We start from the raw sequence: 17,744 nt of genomic DNA, 5'->3' as shown, positions 1-17,744 counted from the left end.
CTGCCTTCGCGGATCGTCTCTCGCGAAGATGAGTCAGTGGTGACTTATATTCTATCGCAGCACGTAGCAGGCGTCCAGGTTGATGGACCACTCCTTCCCGTTTCCGTCGGAGCGAGGGTAGATGATCGGCAGCGTGCGCGGGCGCAGGTAGTTCACGAACATGACCTCGACGCCCTTGTCGTCGGTGAAGCTCCGGTCCGTGAAGGTGAGCGCGTCGGCGACCTTCTTGGCGAGCGCGTCGCCGGTGGCGACCTTCTGGGCGCGCACGATCGCCTGCACCTGGCCCTTCAGGTAGCCCGGGATCTCCCAGTCGATCGGCACGCCGAGGATCGGCAGCCGCAGCAGCACGCCGGCCCGGGCGTCGGCCGGCATCTCGTCCTCGAAGATGGACGTGCCGGGCGTGCCGATCTTGGCGGCCTCGAGCAGGTCGGCGAGCAGGTCGATGCGCATCAGAGGGACTTCCCGCGGATGGCCGCGAGCACGGCCTGGATGAGCGAGGGCTGCACCTTGGGCGCCTCGGCCTGGGCCGCGCGCTCGAGGAACTTGGAGCCGATGTGCCGGCCGGGGTTGGCCGCCATCTTGGCGAGCGTGCCCGGGCCGGGGTTGCGGCTGTCGTAGTTCTCGTGGACCTCGAGGGCGTAGAGGTCGACGTTCACGCCGTCGACGAAGCCGCCGACGTCGATGTCGATCTGAAGCCGGCCCCGGAAGGTCGAGTAGCTCTTGGTCTGCCGGATCGAGTCCTCGAGGGCGTGGGTATCCACGGGGGCGTTGAGCTTGGCCTCCTTCTCGATCCGGTCGGCGGCCGCCTGCATCACCTTGCGGGCGTTGGCCGGCACCAGGAGCCCGGTCGAGCGGAGCTGCGCCTGGAGCTCGGCGTCCCCGGTCATGCGCATCCCGAAATTCACGACACGACCTCCTCGCTGTCCTCGTCGTCGTCCCAGAGCACCAGGGTCGTGTCCCAGTGGTCGAGCTTGCCGAACACGTCGCGCCGGGGCTCGACGCCCTCGATACGCAGGACCACGCCGTCGATCTTGAAGCGGTCGCCGCGCTGCGGGCGCGTCTCAACACGGAACAGGACCCGCGCGTCGGCCACCTGCTCCTCGGCGTTGCCGTGGGTCGCCGACTGATCGGTGCGGACGCTCGTCGGCGCCACCTGGGCGCGGAGCTGGATCAGGTCGCAGCGCACGATCTCGGAGGCGGCTGCGTAGAGCGGCTCGCCGCGGCGCGAGGTGCCGATCTTGCGGGTGAGCGTGCCCGTCGTGTTGCCGATCAGGTTCATCGCGTGCCTCGCAGCGCCGCCGGCACGCGCAGGCGCGCCTCCGCGTTCGGGTGGAAGATGTCGTTGCGGATCTCGCCGTAGGCCGGCAGCGCTGTGCTCGGGCCGAGCGCCACCTGCATCCCGTGGACGCCGGCCTTGCCGTGGGTGTGCTCGACCTCGGCGACCGCGATGCCGGCTTCCGAGAGCACGGCGAGCACCACCTCGTTGTAGGCGGACAGGAGCGCCTGGCGCCACGTCGTGCGCACGAACAGCCGGGACGGCCACTTCGAGGAGCGCCGGTCCCGGAAGTAGAAGGCCGGCGCCTCGGCGGACGCGAACTGATGCTCCATGAGCGCGCGCCGGACCGTCGAGCCTTTGGCCCGGGCGGTGAGCTGCGCCTGGAGGAAGGTGTGCCGGATCGCCTGCTGAAGCTGCGCGACGTCGCGCTCGATCTGGATCGTGATCTCGCGCAGGAGATAGTGCTCGGTCGCGCTCAGCAGCTCGCTGGCAGCTTCCGTGAGCGCGCGCTCAGTCGTGCTGCCCAGATCGTCGGCCGCGTCTGAGAGCGCGTCGGCCGAGACCTGGCGGATCGCGCTCGTGACGTGACCCTCCTCGGCCGCGAGATAGGTCCGGGCGAGCTCGTAGGCGCGGCTCCCCGCGCGCTCGACGGCCGGCACGTAGCCGGCGTCGCGCTGCCCCAGCGCCTCCGTGTAGAGGGCGCCCCAGGCGTCTACGAGCGCCTGGTAGCGGGCGCCCGCGGCGTCGGCCGCCTGGGTCATGAGGTTGAGCGTCATCACGCGCGGGCGAGCCTCGAGCGGATCTCGATGAAGCCGGTGAGGTGGGCGAGCGTCTCCTTCGAGATCCCGAGCTCCAGCGGCTTGCCCGAGCGGAACATCGCCGAGCTCTCGCCGGTGGTCTTCGACAGCAGGCCCTGCGAGCGCGCCTCGTCGGCCGTGCCCGAGGTCAGGATCGCGTTGGCCTCCTGGACCTGGGCGCGCAGCAGCGCGGAGCGGAAGTCGGGGTTCAGCGTCTCGAACCACTCCGGGGTCATCGCCTGCCACTCGCGCGGCACGATGCGGTCGATGACGCCGCCGATCGTGTTGAAGGACCTGTCGCAGCCGTCGTCGTAGCCCGGTGGCAGCACGCGGTAGCCGAAGCGGGTGAGGCGCCGGAACGCCTCGATCAGGGCCGGCTCCTGGTCGGTCTGCTCGAGGGCGTTGAAGCTCTCGATCCGCGGCATGTCGGCCGCGGCCATGACCAGGCGCTCGTAGGTGCCGAACGAGTTCACGAGGTAGCGCAGGCGTAGCCCCGCGCGCAGGAGCACGCTCTCGCGCAGCTCGATCACGCCGTCGGCCGTGGTGAGCTCCACCTCGACGACGCGCACGGCCAGCGGCACGTCCACCGGCAGCGCGTTGACCGAGGCCGGGACCTTGTAGGTGATCGCGTCCTGCTCGAGCACGGACGCATCGGGGATTTCGGGCCCGTGCAGGACCTTGCCGTCCTCGTTGAGGACGGTGACGATGATCCCGGTCGGCTGGACCGCGACGCCCTGGGCGTTCTGGAACGGGACCGTGACGGAGAAGGCGCAGCCGGCCGGGAGGTTCTTCATCGGGATCAGGCCTGCTCGCTGCCGTCGGCGCCCGGGCCGGCGTCGGTGTTCTTGGCGCTGGGCGGGGTCGTGGCCTTCGGCTTGCCGTCCTCGTCGGTCTCGGCCTCCTCGGAGCTCTCGCCGCCCTGCTGGCCGTTCTGCTGGCCGCTCTGCTCGCCGCCCTGCTCTCCGGCCTTGTCGTCCTCACCCTCGACGACCTCGTTCGGGGTCGAGGCGCCGGCGTTGGCCTGGTCCTCGCGCACCAGGTGCCCGGCGTGCTCCAGCTCGGCCTTGAGCCGCAGCTCGGCCTTCAGGATCACCTGGATCGCCTTGTTGATCGAGACCGCCTTGATGTTGAGCGGGTCCATGATCGCCCGGAGCCCGGCGAGGCCCTTGGTCTCGGCGAGCTTCTCCAGCTCGTCCTTGGTGTGGAAGGTGATCGTGGTCGGGTCGACGGCCTTGGCGGCGCGGGGCGCGGCCGGGACGCTCGGCTCGTCGCTGGCGCGCGCGAGCGGCGTCAGGACCTCGGCCGGGATCGACATCGAGCCGTCGGTGAGCATCCGGTGCTGGAGCGCCGGGTTCTCGCCCTCGTCGCCCTCGTCGTCCACCTCGATCAGGGACAGGGAGGCGCCGATCATGACGATCTCGCGCCGGCCGACGTGGTCGACCGAGATGCCGTCCTTGAACAGCGTGATGCCGATCTCGCCGGTGAAGCCGGCCCAGCCGGGCTGGGTGATCTTGATGCGCGCCATGTCAGGCCCCCGCGATCATCTGCGGGAGCGAGCCGTCATTGTCGGCCAGCGCGAGCTGGGTGAAGCCGCCGATCAGCCGCTCGCCGACGAAGATCTGCGGGGCGGTGAAGGTCTCGGAGCCGACGCGGCCGGCGACGTAGGCGCGGGCGCCCGGGTCGGCCTTCATGTCGGCGTAGCTGTGGTCGTAGGCGCGGTTCTCGCAGAGCGCCTTGGCGCGGGCACACCAGATGCAGTCCGGCTGCCCGTAGATGCGGATCGCTGGCATCTGGGTCCTTGCAGGGGTTCGAGACGACGAAAGGGCGGGGATCGCTCCCCGCCCTCTGATGGTAAGTCAGTGGTGACTTATTGTCGAGACCTTAGATGTTGGTCACGCCCTTGAGACGGGCCACCGAGGTCGTGCGCTTCAGGGCCGTGCCGCAATACCACTTGAGGCGCCAGCGCTGGGCGTCCTTGCCCTCGAGCTTGCCGATCTCCTCGACCCGCAGGCCGGCGGTGGCGCCGCCGTAGAGGCCGTGGATGCCGTCGACCTCGTTGAGGCGCAGGGCGTAGATCGAGGTGGAGGCGGTCGACGCGCCCTGGACCTCGTCGGCGGTGATGTAGTCGTTGATGATGACCGGGGTCCCATCGAACGCCGGCAGCGCCTTGCCGAAGTCCTTGACGATGATCGTGCCGGCGTCGTTGCCGCCCATGGCGCGCAGCAGCGCCTTGATCGAGCGCCAGGTGCCCTTGCGCATCATGAGCACGTCGGCGCCGCCGATGACCGCGTCACGCAGCTCGTCGAGCATGGTGAAGGAGACGGCCGCGCCGTCGGCGCCGGCGATCAGGGTCTGCTTGGCCGGAACCAGCGCCTTGACGCCGTCGAACTCCTTGCGGTTCTTCGTGGTGTCGCCGTTCACCAGCGTCCGACGGAACTGCATGCCGAGGGCCTTCGCCTTGGCGGCGAGCTGCACGGCGAGCTGGTCCTGGGTGTCGGACTGGGTCTCGACCAGGAAGTTGTCCAGGTCGACGTGGCCAGCCAGGATGCGCAGCTTGGCCTGCACTTCCTCGAAGGTCGCGGCGCCCTCGGTGATGTCCTCGTAGGGGTCGAGGAACGCGCCCTCGGACAGCGTGGCCTCACGAATGTAGTCGTAGGCCTTGCCGTTGACGTGGACGAACGGGAACAGGGCGAACAGGTCGTCCTGGACGATGATCTCTTCGATGATGCCGCGCTCGAGCTGATCGACGCTCAGCTTCGCGGCCTCTTCCACAAGCAGGGGCATTCCCAATTCTCCTTGGCGACTGCCCGTGCCGGGCATAAGTCAGCGGTGACTTACAATAGGATATCCGGCACGGGACTCGTCGCCAAGCAAAATCAGTCAGCACTGACTGACTTTTTTGCACCACGCAAGGGGTTTCAGGCCCCGAGCGCGGTCTTCTTCGCAGCGAGAGCCGCGCGGATGCGGGCGGCCCCCGTCAGCTCGGTCGTCTCGGCGCCGGCCGTCTTCGCCTGCTTGGTGTTGTCCGTGGTCTTCGACCCGGCACCCGTCGGCATGGTGGAGCGCAGCATGTGGTCCTTGTCGGGATCCAGCTCGACCAGCTTGGCGATGGCCGCCTCGAAGCCGAGCTTGTTGCCCTGGGCGTCGACCAGCGGAGTGCGATCAGCGGCGCCGCGCGGCTTGTCGTAGGCCACGACCTTCGTGCCCTCGGTCTCGAAGTGCGAGCCGTAGACGGTCCGGGCCTTGGCCGGCGTCAGCACCAGCTTCTCGCGGATGAACGACGAGTTGCCAAAGGCCGAGCCGACGGTGAGCTCGGAGATCGTCGCCTGCGCGGCCGCGAGCTCGGTGTCCTTGGCGGCCACCTGGCTGCGGATCGCCTCGAGCGCCGTGTTGTGCTGCTCGGTCATCGACTGCTTCACGCGGTCGAACTCGCCCCGGGCCTCGGCCGCGGCCAGCTCGTCGGCCGCCTTCTTCTCGGCAGCGGTGCGCTTCTCGGCGAGCAGCGTGGCGACCTCCTCGGGCGTGACCTGGCCGAACGCGGCGAGCTTCTCCTGGGCGGTCTGGGCCGCCTTCTTGTGCTTCATCGTGTCCTTGAGGAGCCGGGCCACCTCGTCGGTGATCGTGTCGCCGGCCTTGGGCCCGGTCGGCTCGGCGTTGGGCTCCGGGGTCGTGGGCGGCGTCGCGGGCGGCGTGGCCGGGGGAGTGGCCGGAGGCGTCGCGGGCGGGGTCGCCGGGGGCTCTCCACCACCGCCTGCACCGCCCTCGCCCGGGGCGTCGTAGACCGGCCGGGAGTGGCCGAAGGGGTGCGTGAAGATCGAGTGCAGCGGGAAGCTGCGGGCCTGGTAGAACTTGGTCACTGTCATGCTCCTTGCGCCACAGTCTCTCGGGCGCGCGGGGTGGTGCCGGGCCTGGGGATCAGGCCGCGGTCTTCTTCTGGGTCTTGTCCGTCACCTGACCCTGCCGACCCTTCGTCGAGGTCTTCTTGGTGTCGGACTGCCCGGAAGTCTTGGAGGCCGTGGGCGGCGCGTTGCTGCGGCTCGCGGTCAAACTCTCGCCCTCGGCGCCGGCGGCCGGCGACGTGGCGTTGAACATCAGCCGGGCCTGCTCGATCGGGTCCTTCGGCCAATCCTTCAGCTCGTCGAGCATCTTGTCCTTGATCGCCTTGGCGATGCCCGGGAACAGCTTCTCGATGACCTGCTTCATCTGCTCGGCGCGCACCGTCTGCGGCGCGTCCATGAGCGCGAGGTTCTGGGCGACCGTGAACTCGTCGAACAGCGAGCGGACGTCGAAGGTCTCGGGGTAGGAGACGAGGTTCTCCTCCGGGGGCGTCTCGCCGGTCCAGAGCGCGACCAGCTCCACGATCTTGTTCTCGACCTGCTGGAGCGACTGCGCCTTCGAGGTGAGCAGCGAGTTCAGCTTGTCGAAGTCGTAGGCCTTGGCCACGCCCGAGGAGTTGTCGATCCCGACCGCGTTGTCCTGCTTGGTCCGCTCACCGCTCGCGCCGGCCGTCTGGTAGATCTCGGCGATGATCTTGTTGATAACGGTGATGATGAGCTGCGCCTGCTTGGGATCCGGCGACAGGAACTTCGGCTCACCGCCCTCGCTGTCGTAGAGGAAGGTCCGCTTGGTGCCGGCCTCGATCAGCGCGTCGTAGCCCTTCTCGCCCGGCAGCACCGACTGGGCCGGCATCGCGAGCTGGGAGAAGGTCTGGTCCTGGATGATGGCGTCGAGGTTCGACAGGTAGTTCGCGGTCGCCCGGTCCAGGTAGGCGATCTCGTCGATCAGGCCCGGCGCCCAGTAGAGGTTCTCGCCGATCAGGTGGTCGGCGAAGAAGCATGGCACGCGGCCGATCGCGACCTCGCCGTCGCCGGTCTGGTCGACGCGCGCGTTGCCGCCCCGGGTCGTGTTGACCTCGAAGAGATACCAGTTGGTGCGGGTCCAGAGCCGGTAGCGGACCTTGACCTTGCCGGTGGCCGTGATCGGGTCCTTGTCGTCCCGGTAGGTCTCGGCGACCAGGATCCAGAGCAGCTCGCCGTCGTCGTCGTCGAAGCCGTAGTCCAGGATGTTCTGGGGCTTGACGATGTAGGCGTAGACCCGGGCGCCGGCCTTCTTCTCATCGGCCTTGGTCAGCGTCGCGTCGGTCTTCGTGGAGTCGACGAACACCGCGCAGCGCCCGAGCTGCGAGGTGGTCGAGGACACCAGGCGGATGAACTGGTCGATGTTGAGGTTGGAGCGGGTCGAGGCCTTCCAGAAGGTCTTGACGTAGTCGGGCGCGTCGTCCTTGCGCACGACGTCGCCCTTGAAGAGATACTTCTGGACGAGCTCCACGATCTCGCGCGTGTGGTTGAAGCGGTAGGCCCGCGCCACACGGTCGTTGAACTCCTTGCGCCCCTCCTTGAGATACTTGTGGATGTTGGCCTTGAACCAGTCGCGCGACCCTTCGTAGGTCGCCTCGAGGAAGTTCCAGTGCTTGATCCGGTTCTCGTATTCGGGATGGCGCCGCTTCAGGAACTCCTGGAGCTGCTTCTGACTGGCTCCAGAGAGCATGTTCCGCGCGCCTCACCGATTGCAGGGGTCTGGGGCCACAATGATAAGTCAGCGCTGACTTGTCTGCAACCTCAGACCGAGACGCCCAGCACGCTGATCCGCCGGACCGGGAACTTGAAGTCGATGCAGTAGCCGATCGCGTCCATCGGGTGCTCGACGCCCTGCGACTTGTCCACCTCGCGGGTGCCCGGCTTGTAGATGGTCTGCTCGAAGCCCGCGATGACGTGCTTGCAGCTCCGGTCGACCCGCAGCTTCACCACGCCGTCGGCCGCCTTGAGCATCCGGTTCACCGCGTTGACGCGGTCGGCCACGGGCGGGTGCTTGCGCTTATACTGGAGCTTGCGGAAGCCGCCCTGGCGCAGGATGTCGAGATCGCTCTCGCCGCGGCCGTGCCCGCGCTGCGCGCCGGCCGGGTCGGGGAAGATGATGACCGACTTCTGCTGCTTGAAGTAGCGCCGGTCGAGCTCGAGGCAGACCTCGGCGGTGGACGAGTTGAACAGGATCGCCTCGCCGACCACCCACACCTCGCCGTTGTCCTGCGGCTGCATGATGACCGAGGACATCGGGTCGATGTTGAAGTCCTGGCCCACCCAGATCGGCAGGTGTGGGTTGAAGGCGTAGTCGCCGACGTGGATGTTGCGGTCGAAGGCGTAGTAGACGCGCCCCGACATGGTCTCGAAGCTCGCCTCGAACTCCTGGCGGAACGACTTCTCGTCCATGTTCTGGCGCGCGGCCGCGATCTCCTCGAGCGGGATGAACGGCGAGGTGATCGTCGGAAACTGCCAGGACTTGTGGTCGTTCTTGCGCAGCCGGCCCTTGCTGTCGCGGTAGGTCTCGCCGCGCTGGCCCTTCATGTAGACGTCGTAGAGCCAGTTGTAGGCCTTGGGCGTCCCGATGATGATCGCCTCACCGCGGGTCGAGGTCAGCGTCGGGTAGAGGACCTTGAACCAGGTGTCGGGCTCGATGTCCTGGGCCTCGTCGACGATCACCAGGTTCAGCGCGACGCCGCGCAGGCTGTCGGGCTTGTCCGCGCCCTTCAGCTCGATGCGTGAGCCGTTGCGCAGCCGGACGGTCATCCGGGTCTCGTTGATCGAGCGGATCCACTTCTTCGGGATGGAGTCCTTCAGCTCGTCCCAGAGGATCGAGCGGGCCATCCCGTAGGTCGGGGCCACATACCAGATGAGCTGCTTGGTCTTGGCCGCGGCCGCCCGGACCGCGAGGATGCGCGCGAGCTGCGTCTTGCCCCAGCGCCGGCCGGCCACGACCACGCGCACACGGCGCGGGTCCTTGAACACCGTCGACTGGCCGCGGTGGAGCGTGAACTCGTGCGCCGGTGCGCCGCCGAGCCCGGGCAGCAGGGCGGCAGCGCTAGTCATCGTCGCCGTCCTCGATCACCTCTTCCTCGCCGAGCGCGGCGATGGCCGCCTCGTCGGTCTCGTCGAGGATCTCGGCGTCGTCGGCTTCCTGGGCGTCCCGGCGCGCCTTGATCTCGGCCTCGGTGAGGTCGCGGATCACGAGCTGCGGCAGCTCGCGGTCATCCACCTCGTCGTGGGCGTCGAGCAGGGTGAAGCGCTCGTTGCGGGCGGCCACGACGATCTTCATGGCGCGCTCCAGCGCCTTCAGGTTCTTGTCCTCGGTCGAGAACGGCCGGTCCTCCTGCTTCGCCTTGGCGATCAGCGCCATGGCCTGCCGGGCGAGGATCTCAGTCCACTGGAGGTGCTCGGACTTGGTCTTCTCGATCTTCTGCTTGCGCTCGGCCGTCAGTTCCTCGGCCGTCTTCTCGGCGGCCTTCACGGTGGCCGAGGTGTTGGCCTTGGCCACCTCGTGGGCGCGCGAGCCCCGGCGGATGCCGGCGCGCTTGATGCGCTTGGCCAGGGTGTCGGGCTTGATCTTGAACCGGGCGCAGATCTCCGAGGCGTCCGCGGTGCCGAGCTCCCACAGGTCCTTGATCTGGGCCCACTCAGCGGGCGTCAGGCGGCGGCCGGCGTCGCCCGCATCCTCGTCGTCGAGGGCGGCGTCGTCTCCCGGAACCTGATCCTCACCAGTCAGCACTTACTTACTCCATTGGGCATGGCTCGGGCATTCCGGCGCCATCGGCCTGTATGTATTATATAGTTGTTTCTCTAGTAGTTATATACATTCAGGCCGATGGCACCGGATCCAAGTCCATCGCGGCACCGGAATTGGACCGCAGCATCTGGTAGGCGAGCAGCGTCGGCGCGATCGTCAGCTTCCGGCGCTCCCCGTATTTCCGGGCGATCAGGCCGTGCCGGTCCAGGTAGCGCAGCGAATACTGGAGCGCCTGGTCCGTGATCCCGGCCCCGTAGGACAGGCACGCCTTCAGCTCGTGAAACCCGATGTCCCGGCCACCGTCGGCTGCCGCGAACACCAGGCTCATGATCTCGTGCTGCTTCTCGGTGCCGGCGAAGGTCTCAGCCATCGACCGGCTCCCGGAGCGGCTCGTTCACGCCCTGCCAGTCGAATGCGGACAGGGGAAGGCGCTCGGGCAGGGTCCGGCCGCGATCGGGGTTCTTCCACACGCCATACATCGGCGAGGCCAGCGTGATCTGCTGGAGGCTCTTGATGACCTGGCGCGCCTCCATGGCGTCGACCCGGCCCTGCCCCTTGTCTCGGTTGTTGCCGGTCTTCTCCAGCGCCGAGTGCCGGTAGTAGAAGTCCCGGGCCGCCTGGAGCAGCCGCTCACGCTCGGCCGGGGCCTTGGCGTCGAGCTCGGCCAGGATCGCCTCGTAGTCCGACGGCGACGCCTCGAAGTGGCCCCGGAAGAACTTGAGCCCGGCCTCGAACTTGTTGGCGTTCATGGGCTTCACGAACCGGAAGCCGGCCTTCTGGCCGAAGTGGTTGAACTTGGACATGGAGCTCTGGATCTCCATGATCGGCGCGCCCTCGAGCCGCGAGGCGAGGTTCATCATCCGGTAGCCGGCGCCGATGCCGCGATACATCGTGTCCACGACGAAGCGCGAGATCACCCGCATGTTGCGGTTCACCCAGACGTAGCGGTCGGTGTTGGTGAGCTTGGTCTCGGACCCGCCCGGCTTCAGCTTCGGGAAGGCGATGTGCCGTTCCTTCAGGAGACCCTTCGGGTTGGCCGTGACCAGGACGCCGATCGTCTCGCCGGCGAGCGTCAGCTTCCAGAAGCGCGGGCCGATCGGCAGGTTCTCGGCCTTGTAGTGCAGGTCGTGCAGGAGCTCCCAGTCCGCCTTGGTGCCGCGCTCCACGATCATCTCGTCGATCAGCGAGAACCGGGGCGCAGGGGCGTTCTCGCGCGAGATCTGTGTCTCGGGCGCTTCAAACGCGCGGACGCTGCCAGGGAGCTCCCCAGCGCGACCGGGCGCGTGTTCCTGCACGACGTCGAGCATCACTGGTAGCCCAGCGACTGCGCGATGAGCATCGCGGCGATGATCGAGGCGCCGAGCGCCAGGCCGAGCACGGCCTCCAGGCGATCGCGCGGCCTCACCGCGCATCCCCGGTGCGCGGCGACGTCCAGCGGCTGACGATCGGGCAGCTCTGGCCGAGCGTGGCGCCGACGACGCACTTGCGGACGTGCTCCGGCATGTCCTCGAGGCGCAGGTCCTCCAGGATCAGGGCGCCGACCGAGAGGGTCAGCAGCACGGACCGGGCCGAGGCCTTCACCACGAGCTGCTCGAGGCTGGTCTCCACGAAGTGGGTCCCCTGCGCCTGGACGCTGGTGGCCGGGCCCGTGGGGCGGATCAGGACGACAGTGGTCATGGTGCGGCCTTCTCGATGTCGACCCGCTCGCGGAAGCGCTTGGTCAGGGTGAGGGAGGGGGCGAGCTCGGCCGTCAGGTCGGTGTGGGTCGTGGCGACCATCAGCGTCCGGCCCTGCCGGCGCGCGACCTTCTGGATGTTGAAGGCGACGACCTTCGCGGTGACGCGGTCGAGGACCGCGCCGAACTCGTCGGCGATCCACACGTCGGCGCCGCTCTCGAGCACCTTGGCGAGCTTCAGCCGGTAGCGCTGGCCATCGGAGAGCTCCGAGGGCTTACGGATGTAGATCCAGGCGTCCGAGATGCCGGCGAGCGCCAGCAGGTGGGTCGCCTCGGTCATCGACGCGCCGACCTGCTCGATGACCGGGCGGTCGTCGAGGACGATCTCGTTCAGGTCGGCGACCTTCAGGCCGCCCGCGCGCATCTGGGCGGCGAGCTCCTTCAGGAGCAGCGACTTGCCCGAGCCCGACTGGCCGGTGATGTAGACGACGTCGGCCGGCCGGACCTCGACCTCGAGCCCGTCGTAGATGACGAACTCCTTGTCGGAGAGGCCCAGGCCGAAGCCCTCGGCGACCTCGAGCACGCGCGGGGTCCGCTCCACCGAGGAGGTGAAGGCCTTGGAGATCCGGTAGACGGTCACAGCCCGTCCTCCGGGCCGTCCATCAGGACGACGTCGTTGGACTGCTGCATGTTCTCCAGGCCGAACTCAGCCACGTCCTGGAGCGCCTGGTTGAGCATCACGGCGCCGCCCGAGAACAGCAGCGCGGCCTCGTGGTCGCTCCGGCCCGGCGGCAGGATGACGTGCTGCTCGATGCGCTTCTCACCGACGTTCCAGCCGATCAGGCAGAGGCCGTGCAGCCGGCCGGCGCGGTAGTCCTCGAGCAGCTCGGTCAGCGCCTCGATCGCCTGCTTGTCGCGCTTCGGCGGCCGGACGCGCTTCGGGGCGGCCTCGGCCTCGGGCGCCGGCTCGTAGGGCTTGCGGGAGAAGATGTGGAACACCTTCGGGGTCGCCGGGTCGGCCGCGGCCGCCTCGTCGGCGACCGCCTTCAAGCGCTTGCGGAGTTCGTCGAGGGCGTCGCTCATGGGCGTGTCAGTCCTGACTTAACTCAGATGCCAAACTCGGTGAGGAAGCCCATGAAGGCCTCCGCGCCCTTCTTGCCGGTCTCGGCCTCGATCCGGGCCATGAACGCCTTCACGCGCCGGCCGTCGGCGACCGAGACCTTGGTGAAGCCGAACACCTCGGCGAGCCGGGCCGGCGCCTCGTCGACCGCGGCCGCCTTGGCGTCGTTCTCGGTCTTCTGCTCCTCGACGGCCTCGCCGATGTCCTCGACGAAGGCGTCGTCCAGCATCTCGCCCGGGTCCTCGACCAGGAAGTCGAGCTCCTTCTCGTCGAAGCCCAGGTTGTCCATGTCGATGCCGCCGGTCTCGGCGAGCGCGGACAGGCCCTGGCGCAGCAGGTCGGTGTCGTAGTCCTGGTTCGAGACCTGGTTGTCGGAGAGCCGCAGCGCGTCGGCCTCGGCGTCCGTGAGCCCGTGGAGCACGACCACGGGGACGGTCTTCATGCCGAGGTGCAGCGCGGCCAGGCGCCGGCCGTGGCCGTTGATGACCTCCTTGGTCTCGGCCCGCACGACGATCGGCGCCGTCCAGTGGCCGCGGGCCCGGATCACGCCGGCGAGCTTCCGGGTGCTCTCGGGCGTGTGCTTCTTGGCGTTCTTGGCGTAGGGGACCAGGTCCGCGACCGGCCAGTGCTCGACGACCAGGTTGGCCGGATCCGTCTTAGCCGTCGTCACGGGACCATTCCTTCAGCATGCCGAGGAGGGTCGCCTCCGAGGGCTCCTCGTCGTCGATCTTGGGGTCGAAATTCTCCCCGGCCTTGCAGCCGAGGCAGGCCCGCACGAGCCGCGTCGGATCGAAGTGGACGCACTCCTCGCACTCCGAGAAGCGCTGCTCGATGCGGATGCCGGTCACAGCGGCTCTCCGAAGCTGTCGGCCTCGGGGATCTCCGTCTCCTCCTCGGCGCCGGGCACTGGGGGCGCTGCGGAGCCGAGGAGGAGGAAGCAGAGCGCGTCGCCCGCGTTCATGAGGGCGGTGGCCGCCTCGAAGCCCTGGCGCTTGCACGTCCGGGTGATGAGGTCGGTCAGGCGCTCCGCGTCGGCCAGCGGCACCTGGAAGCGCATCATGGCGTGCGTCTTCGGGGCCGCGGCGACCGGATGATCGTCTTCCGGCGCGGGTTCGGACTCGGACTCGTCTAAATCCAAGTCCTCCAGCGCTATAGTCGAAGACGAGAAGATCGACGTGATCTCCTGGTCTGTGAACGGCATGGTCTCCTGGAAGCCCTCGACATCGTCCAAGCTCCGCAGCAGGGCGGCGAGCTCGCTCGCATCGTCCTCGCCGTATCGGACGTTGTCGATCAGCCCGATCTTCTTGGCCTCGTCGTCGCTGACCCGGCCGAAGTTGAGCACCGGCACGGTGGCCAGGCCCAGATCGGAGGCGCAGCGCCAGCGGTGCTCGCCGCCCAGGATCTCGAACCCGTCGTCGGTCTCGCGCACCAGGATCGGGCGCACGATGCCGCGCTCGCGGATCGAGGCGATGAGCTTGCCCTCGTTGTCCGGCGCGACGTGGTTGGAGTTCCACGGGTTCGGCCGGAGCTCGGTAGGCGAGACCTGGAGCGAGTTGGGTTGCATGGGAGGATGTGGTAAGTCAGTGCTGACTGACTTGTCAATGCCAACGACGGGAAAAAGTAAGCCGTGACTGATCTGGTCCAGATGGCCGTGGGCACCGTGAACGCCCAGCTCGTGAACCCGTCGAAGGCGGTGAAGGCGATCGCCCACAAGACGCTCTCCTACGTGGTAGAGGGCGCCGAGTTCTCGGGCGCCGGCAACGGCCAGTGGAACGGGCGCTCGTCGTTCTTCTCGAACCTGCGCGGCACCTTCCCCGCGGGCTTCGCGCACCTGCTGCACTCGGAGCTGGTCCGGGCCGGCCACCGCGTCCACGTCGTGAAGAAGCCCCTGCCCGAGCCGCTCGGGCCCGAGGATCCGCAGGTCGACGCCTTCGGCAACGACAATCCCGACTACGACTACCAGATGCGCACGATCCGGCAGCTCCTGCGCCACGGGCGCGGGATCGCCCAGATCGCCACCGGCGGTGGCAAGTCGAAGATCGCCAAGCTCGCGGTCGCCCGGATCCGCCGGCCCACGCTGTTCATCACCACCCGCGGCGTGCTCATGCACCAGATGGCCGACGGCTTCCGGGACGCCGGCTTCAAGGTCGGGCTGATCGGTGACGGCGAGTGGAGCCCGGTCCGGGGCGTGAACTGCGCGATGGTGCAGACCCTGGTCGCCCGGCTCGAGGAGACCGACGTCTCCAAGGAGCTCATCAAGGGCGTCGAGCGCCGCGCGGCCGCCGAGGAGAAGGCCCGGGCCGCGCTCAAGGCCCGGATGAAGCGCGACGGCGCCAAGCCCCGGGACATCAGCCTGGCGCTCGACAAGCTGGAGAACGAGCAGATCGACGCCCGGCCGAGCGACGAGGCGATGGCGCACGAGGCCTCCCGGCGCGCGATCCAGCAGATGACCCTGCGGGCGCGCACCATCAAGTTCCTCGAGATGATCGAGCTGGTGATCGGCGAGGAGGCCCACGAGGTCGGCGGCACCAGCTACTTCGAGATCCTGCGCCACTGCCGCAACGCCCGCTACCGCCTGGCGCTGACCGCGACCCCGTTCATGCGTGCGGACGCGGCCGACAACATGCGCCTGATGGCCGCCTTCGGCCCGATCCTGATCCAGGTCACGGAGAAGGAGCTGATCGACAAGGGGATCCTGGCCAAGCCCTACTTCCGGTTCGTCGACACCCCGACGCCCAAGGGTCTGTTCAAGTCGACGCCCTACCAGCGCGCCTACGCGATGGGCTACGTCAACAACGTGCCCATGCACGCCGCGATCGTGGCCGAGGCGAAGAAGGCGGCCGCGCTCGGCCAGCCAGTGATGACGCTGATCCAGCGCACCGCCCACGGCGATGTGCTCGCCCACGCCATGCGCGCGGTCGGCCTGCGCGTCGTGTTCCTGAAGGGCGAGGACGACCAGAAGGCCCGCAAGCGGGCGCTGGACCAGCTCGCCCGGGGCGAGATCGACGTCCTGATTGGCACGACCATCCTCGACGTCGGCGTCGACGTGCCGGCCGTCGGCCTGGTGCAGCTCGCCGGCGGCGGCAAGGCCGAGGTCGCGCTCCGGCAGCGGATCGGCCGCGGCGCGCGCCGCAAGAAGACGGGCGCCAACATCTTCTTCGTCTCGGACTACTCGACCGGCCCGAACAGTCACCTGCAGGGTCACGCCCGGGAGCGCCGCGGGATCATCGAGGGCACCGACGGCTTCCGCGAGGGGATCCTGAAATCGGGTGCCGATCACCCGTGGCACCTCGTTTCGGCGACGAAGCGCGCAGCCTGATCGCTATAGTGGGTTCCATGAGCAAGAAGCCCCACCTCGTCGATCCCGTCCACCTCTTCGATGAGCGTGGGCACGCCCTCTCCAGCTACGACGTGCAGGAGACGGTCATCCAGCAGCTCCGGACGGAGAACGCCCGGCTGCGCGCGAACCTCACCAAGATCAACCAGATCCTGGCCAAGTCGAAGGCGGCCCACGCCGCGAACGCCCCGCCCCGCATCCACTAGCGGCGGCGGTTTTCCTTGTTGTTCACCAAGGGCTTAGTGCGCCCGGAGCCATCAGTCAGTGCTGACATGACCCACGCGATCACCCTCCCCCGCTACGTCGCCCTGTGCGGCAACCCGCTCTCGGGCAAGAGCACCGTCCAGGAGATCCTGCGGCGCGACTACGGCGTCGCCCCGGTCGACGACGGGCACGCGATCCGCTCGATCGCCGTCGAGCACATGGGTCTGACCTGGGACCAGGTCCGCACCCAGACCGGTAAGCGCGAGACCGTGAGCCTCGCCGGCAAGGACTGGGTCGTTCGCGACCTGCTCGGCCAGATCGGCAACCGCCTCGAGGACCTGCTCGGGCCCCACGCGATGCCCTTCCTCACCGAGCGCCAGGTCGCGGGCCGGCCCGGGCACTTCTCGTTCGGCTCGGTCCGGCGCGACCAGGGCCGCTACTACCAGGAGCGCGGCGGCGTGGTGATCGAGATCACCAACCCGAACGCGGGCCCCTCCCCCTACGAGTTCGACCGATACGACCGATCTGTCGTCGACCTCACGATCGAGAACGACGGCCGCTGCCTGCGCACCCTCGAGAAGGCGGTGTTCGCCGCGCTCCAGGACCTGCACGCCCGGCGCGCCGACTGGCTGACCCGCGTCACCAAGCAGGCCGCGTGATGATTCGCTGGTTCGACTTCTGGCTGCGGTCGGTCACGACCTCGAACGCCCTCACCCTCGCCTACTGGACAGCCGTGTCCCGGGAGGCAGGCGCGCTCATGGAGGAGGGCCGGCGATGCTGACGCGCTCGAACATCAAGGGCAACCGCGCGCCGGCCGACCACCTCGAGGTGCGCTGCGACGAGACCGGCCGGCTGCTCGGCTGGATCTCGGGCATTCGGGCGGCGCTGGTGCCGCCCGACGAGCTCCTCGAGTTCGTGGCCGACCCGGACGGGATGGTGATCGAGGACGAGGACGGCGTGCAGACGCAAGGGTTGATGAGCGGCGTCCAGGTCGACGAGTTCGAGGCCCGCTTCACCGACTACCGCACCCACGCCGCGCTCGACCACATCCACGCGATCGTGCCCGAATACGCCCGGCGCTCGCGCCTCGAGGGCGTGCAGGCCTGCGTCTACACCTGGACCGCGGCCGTGGTCTCGCCCCAGGAGGCCGAGGAGCTGTTCGACTTCGACAACTTCGTGCCCTTCGGCGAGGCCGACGGCGCCCTGATGGCCGAGGAGGCGCTGTTCCACTCCCAGGGCAAGCCGGCCGCGCCGATGCCCAAGGCTGCCCCGCTGAAGGTGCCGGGCTCGCTCCTGAAGCCGGCGAGCGCCGCGCCCGCAATCTCGACCCTGGGCAAGGTCACGGGCCCGGTCTCGGACCTCGCCTCGGTGCTCGTGAACGCGAAGATGCCGGTGTCGGAGCTGGGCAAGACGCTCAACCAGCTCGGCGCGGCCTACGCGAAGGCCGGCTCCGAGATGCAGAAGGCGATGGACCGGGCGCTCGGGAAGGCGCTCACCGGGCGGTGAGCTACGGCTTCTCGGGACAGCCAGCGATAGTCGCTTCGCACGGCATGGGCGGGTGCCCCTTCTGGTAGGCCCTGTAGGCGAGGATGCCCATGGGGATCGCGATGGCGAGGATGATGCCGAGGACCGCCGGGTAGTAGCTCCTCCAGAAGATGTCCCAGATCTCCCGGATCGTGTCCCAGATCCTTCCGAGTGCGTTCCACATGGCCCTCTCC

Annotated in this window: 26 protein-coding genes; 5 read left to right on the top strand and 21 right to left on the bottom strand. The window is 68.5% G+C overall.

The genetic code is table 11. The features are described from left to right. Positions 1-51: 51 nt before the first annotated feature. The 20 genes from LXM90_RS31100 to LXM90_RS31005 all read right to left on the bottom strand — a co-directional run bounded on the left by LXM90_RS31100 (position 52) and on the right by LXM90_RS31005 (position 14,049). Positions 52-450, bottom strand: coding sequence for a minor capsid protein (locus LXM90_RS31100; RefSeq protein ID WP_234083337.1), 399 nt, complete (start codon positions 448-450; stop codon positions 52-54). Further along, positions 450-905: an HK97-gp10 family putative phage morphogenesis protein gene (locus LXM90_RS31095; RefSeq protein ID WP_234083335.1), complete on the bottom strand. Its 456-nt coding sequence runs from the start codon at positions 903-905 to the stop codon at positions 450-452. Before LXM90_RS31095 ends, LXM90_RS31100 begins: the two co-directional genes overlap by 1 nt. Then, the gene (locus LXM90_RS31090) at positions 902-1,279 is read right to left on the bottom strand and encodes a hypothetical protein (RefSeq protein WP_234083333.1); all 378 of its coding nucleotides are present in this window, start codon (positions 1,277-1,279) and stop codon (positions 902-904) included. Before LXM90_RS31090 ends, LXM90_RS31095 begins: the two co-directional genes overlap by 4 nt. Continuing rightward, positions 1,276-2,052 carry a hypothetical protein gene (locus LXM90_RS31085; protein WP_234083332.1) on the bottom strand — a complete coding sequence of 259 codons (777 nt, stop codon included), beginning with the start codon at positions 2,050-2,052 and terminating at the stop codon, positions 1,276-1,278. Before LXM90_RS31085 ends, LXM90_RS31090 begins: the two co-directional genes overlap by 4 nt. Continuing rightward, a complete protein-coding gene (locus tag LXM90_RS31080; RefSeq protein WP_234083331.1) occupies positions 2,052-2,867 on the bottom strand; it encodes a hypothetical protein in 816 nt (271 codons plus the stop codon). The genes LXM90_RS31085 and LXM90_RS31080 overlap by 1 nt, the downstream gene beginning before the upstream one ends. A 5-nt stretch (positions 2,868-2,872) precedes the next feature. Beyond that, positions 2,873-3,598, bottom strand: a complete 726-nt coding sequence (locus tag LXM90_RS31075) for a hypothetical protein (RefSeq protein WP_234083330.1) — start codon at positions 3,596-3,598, stop codon at positions 2,873-2,875. 1 nt (position 3,599) lies between these two features. Beyond that, a complete protein-coding gene (locus LXM90_RS31070) occupies positions 3,600-3,863 on the bottom strand; it encodes a glutaredoxin domain-containing protein (protein ID WP_234083328.1) in 264 nt (87 codons plus the stop codon). Positions 3,864-3,954: 91 nt separating this feature from the next. Continuing rightward, complete coding sequence (locus LXM90_RS31065) at positions 3,955-4,857, bottom strand: major capsid protein (RefSeq protein WP_209651035.1); 903 nt, start codon at positions 4,855-4,857, stop codon at positions 3,955-3,957. Positions 4,858-4,991: 134 nt separating this feature from the next. Continuing rightward, on the bottom strand, positions 4,992-5,930 hold the full coding sequence (locus LXM90_RS31060; RefSeq protein WP_234083327.1) for a DUF6651 domain-containing protein: 939 nt from the start codon (positions 5,928-5,930) through the stop codon (positions 4,992-4,994). Between the two features lie 58 nt (positions 5,931-5,988). Then, positions 5,989-7,620 carry a hypothetical protein gene (locus LXM90_RS31055; RefSeq protein WP_234083325.1) on the bottom strand — a complete coding sequence of 544 codons (1,632 nt, stop codon included), beginning with the start codon at positions 7,618-7,620 and terminating at the stop codon, positions 5,989-5,991. A 71-nt stretch (positions 7,621-7,691) separates the two neighbouring features. Continuing rightward, entirely contained in the window at positions 7,692-8,996 is a 1,305-nt protein-coding gene (locus tag LXM90_RS31050; RefSeq protein ID WP_234083594.1) for a phage terminase large subunit, read from the bottom strand. Continuing rightward, positions 8,989-9,672, bottom strand: coding sequence for a hypothetical protein (locus LXM90_RS31045; protein WP_234083592.1), 684 nt, complete (start codon positions 9,670-9,672; stop codon positions 8,989-8,991). The genes LXM90_RS31050 and LXM90_RS31045 overlap by 8 nt, the downstream gene beginning before the upstream one ends. An 88-nt stretch (positions 9,673-9,760) precedes the next feature. Next, complete coding sequence (locus LXM90_RS31040; protein ID WP_234083590.1) at positions 9,761-10,060, bottom strand: hypothetical protein; 300 nt, start codon at positions 10,058-10,060, stop codon at positions 9,761-9,763. Next, a complete protein-coding gene (locus LXM90_RS31035) occupies positions 10,053-10,997 on the bottom strand; it encodes a hypothetical protein (protein WP_234083588.1) in 945 nt (314 codons plus the stop codon). Before LXM90_RS31035 ends, LXM90_RS31040 begins: the two co-directional genes overlap by 8 nt. Before the next feature lie 94 nt (positions 10,998-11,091). After that, the gene (locus tag LXM90_RS31030) at positions 11,092-11,367 is read right to left on the bottom strand and encodes a hypothetical protein (RefSeq protein ID WP_234083586.1); all 276 of its coding nucleotides are present in this window, start codon (positions 11,365-11,367) and stop codon (positions 11,092-11,094) included. Beyond that, the gene (locus LXM90_RS31025; protein ID WP_234083583.1) at positions 11,364-12,005 is read right to left on the bottom strand and encodes a hypothetical protein; all 642 of its coding nucleotides are present in this window, start codon (positions 12,003-12,005) and stop codon (positions 11,364-11,366) included. Before LXM90_RS31025 ends, LXM90_RS31030 begins: the two co-directional genes overlap by 4 nt. After that, positions 12,002-12,448 (bottom strand): hypothetical protein, encoded by a 447-nt coding sequence (locus tag LXM90_RS31020; protein ID WP_234083580.1) that lies wholly within the window; start codon positions 12,446-12,448, stop codon positions 12,002-12,004. Before LXM90_RS31020 ends, LXM90_RS31025 begins: the two co-directional genes overlap by 4 nt. Positions 12,449-12,471: 23 nt before the next feature. After that, positions 12,472-13,155, bottom strand: a complete 684-nt coding sequence (locus LXM90_RS31015; RefSeq protein WP_234083577.1) for a ParB N-terminal domain-containing protein — start codon at positions 13,153-13,155, stop codon at positions 12,472-12,474. Continuing rightward, the gene (locus tag LXM90_RS31010; protein ID WP_042673020.1) at positions 13,142-13,333 is read right to left on the bottom strand and encodes a hypothetical protein; all 192 of its coding nucleotides are present in this window, start codon (positions 13,331-13,333) and stop codon (positions 13,142-13,144) included. The genes LXM90_RS31015 and LXM90_RS31010 overlap by 14 nt, the downstream gene beginning before the upstream one ends. Continuing rightward, on the bottom strand, positions 13,330-14,049 hold the full coding sequence (locus tag LXM90_RS31005; protein ID WP_234083574.1) for a ParB/RepB/Spo0J family partition protein: 720 nt from the start codon (positions 14,047-14,049) through the stop codon (positions 13,330-13,332). The genes LXM90_RS31010 and LXM90_RS31005 overlap by 4 nt, the downstream gene beginning before the upstream one ends. Positions 14,050-14,112: 63 nt before the next feature. Here LXM90_RS31005 and LXM90_RS31000 point away from each other — a divergent pair, with 63 nt between their 5' ends. From LXM90_RS31000 to LXM90_RS30985, 5 genes are all read left to right on the top strand, one after another. Continuing rightward, positions 14,113-15,804, top strand: a complete 1,692-nt coding sequence (locus LXM90_RS31000; protein WP_234083572.1) for a DEAD/DEAH box helicase — start codon at positions 14,113-14,115, stop codon at positions 15,802-15,804. A gap of 17 nt (positions 15,805-15,821) precedes the next feature. Next, positions 15,822-16,028, top strand: coding sequence for a hypothetical protein (locus LXM90_RS30995; protein WP_234083569.1), 207 nt, complete (start codon positions 15,822-15,824; stop codon positions 16,026-16,028). A gap of 66 nt (positions 16,029-16,094) precedes the next feature. Further along, a complete protein-coding gene (locus tag LXM90_RS30990) occupies positions 16,095-16,685 on the top strand; it encodes a hypothetical protein (protein ID WP_234083566.1) in 591 nt (196 codons plus the stop codon). After that, the gene (locus LXM90_RS31965) at positions 16,685-16,807 is read left to right on the top strand and encodes a hypothetical protein (protein WP_267965809.1); all 123 of its coding nucleotides are present in this window, start codon (positions 16,685-16,687) and stop codon (positions 16,805-16,807) included. The genes LXM90_RS30990 and LXM90_RS31965 overlap by 1 nt, the downstream gene beginning before the upstream one ends. Continuing rightward, a complete protein-coding gene (locus LXM90_RS30985; protein WP_234083563.1) occupies positions 16,801-17,532 on the top strand; it encodes a hypothetical protein in 732 nt (243 codons plus the stop codon). The genes LXM90_RS31965 and LXM90_RS30985 overlap by 7 nt, the downstream gene beginning before the upstream one ends. A gap of 1 nt (position 17,533) precedes the next feature. Here the strand turns inward: LXM90_RS30985 and LXM90_RS30980 are convergent, their stop codons facing one another. Further along, positions 17,534-17,734, bottom strand: coding sequence for a hypothetical protein (locus tag LXM90_RS30980; protein ID WP_234083560.1), 201 nt, complete (start codon positions 17,732-17,734; stop codon positions 17,534-17,536). Between the last annotated feature and the right edge of the window lie 10 nt (positions 17,735-17,744).

Origin of the sequence: Methylobacterium oryzae (assembly GCF_021398735.1) — a bacterium.
Lineage (GTDB): Bacteria > Pseudomonadota > Alphaproteobacteria > Rhizobiales > Beijerinckiaceae > Methylobacterium.
This window is presented reverse-complemented; position numbering and strand designations above follow the sequence as displayed.

Excerpts from the sequence above, each read along its gene's own strand:
- LXM90_RS31070 (WP_234083328.1), bottom strand. The coding sequence starts at position 3,863 with ATGCCAGCGATCCGCATCTACGGGCAGCCGGACTGCATCTGGTGTGCC.
- LXM90_RS31050 (WP_234083594.1), bottom strand. The coding sequence starts at position 8,996 with ATGACTAGCGCTGCCGCCCTGCTGCCCGGGCTCGGCGGCGCACCGGCG.
- LXM90_RS31020 (WP_234083580.1), bottom strand. The coding sequence starts at position 12,448 with ATGAGCGACGCCCTCGACGAACTCCGCAAGCGCTTGAAGGCGGTCGCC.
- LXM90_RS31055 (WP_234083325.1), bottom strand. The coding sequence starts at position 7,620 with ATGCTCTCTGGAGCCAGTCAGAAGCAGCTCCAGGAGTTCCTGAAGCGG.
- LXM90_RS31080 (WP_234083331.1), bottom strand. The coding sequence starts at position 2,867 with ATGAAGAACCTCCCGGCCGGCTGCGCCTTCTCCGTCACGGTCCCGTTC.
- LXM90_RS30985 (WP_234083563.1), top strand. The coding sequence starts at position 16,801 with ATGCTGACGCGCTCGAACATCAAGGGCAACCGCGCGCCGGCCGACCAC.
- LXM90_RS31035 (WP_234083588.1), bottom strand. The coding sequence starts at position 10,997 with ATGCTCGACGTCGTGCAGGAACACGCGCCCGGTCGCGCTGGGGAGCTC.
- LXM90_RS30990 (WP_234083566.1), top strand. The coding sequence starts at position 16,095 with ATGACCCACGCGATCACCCTCCCCCGCTACGTCGCCCTGTGCGGCAAC.
- LXM90_RS31030 (WP_234083586.1), bottom strand. The coding sequence starts at position 11,367 with ATGACCACTGTCGTCCTGATCCGCCCCACGGGCCCGGCCACCAGCGTC.
- LXM90_RS31085 (WP_234083332.1), bottom strand. The coding sequence starts at position 2,052 with ATGACGCTCAACCTCATGACCCAGGCGGCCGACGCCGCGGGCGCCCGC.
- LXM90_RS31065 (WP_209651035.1), bottom strand. The coding sequence starts at position 4,857 with ATGCCCCTGCTTGTGGAAGAGGCCGCGAAGCTGAGCGTCGATCAGCTC.
- LXM90_RS31005 (WP_234083574.1), bottom strand. The coding sequence starts at position 14,049 with ATGCAACCCAACTCGCTCCAGGTCTCGCCTACCGAGCTCCGGCCGAAC.
- LXM90_RS31075 (WP_234083330.1), bottom strand. The coding sequence starts at position 3,598 with ATGGCGCGCATCAAGATCACCCAGCCCGGCTGGGCCGGCTTCACCGGC.
- LXM90_RS30980 (WP_234083560.1), bottom strand. The coding sequence starts at position 17,734 with ATGTGGAACGCACTCGGAAGGATCTGGGACACGATCCGGGAGATCTGG.
- LXM90_RS31965 (WP_267965809.1), top strand. The coding sequence starts at position 16,685 with ATGATTCGCTGGTTCGACTTCTGGCTGCGGTCGGTCACGACCTCGAAC.
- LXM90_RS30995 (WP_234083569.1), top strand. The coding sequence starts at position 15,822 with ATGAGCAAGAAGCCCCACCTCGTCGATCCCGTCCACCTCTTCGATGAG.
- LXM90_RS31100 (WP_234083337.1), bottom strand. The coding sequence starts at position 450 with ATGCGCATCGACCTGCTCGCCGACCTGCTCGAGGCCGCCAAGATCGGC.
- LXM90_RS31040 (WP_234083590.1), bottom strand. The coding sequence starts at position 10,060 with ATGGCTGAGACCTTCGCCGGCACCGAGAAGCAGCACGAGATCATGAGC.
- LXM90_RS31090 (WP_234083333.1), bottom strand. The coding sequence starts at position 1,279 with ATGAACCTGATCGGCAACACGACGGGCACGCTCACCCGCAAGATCGGC.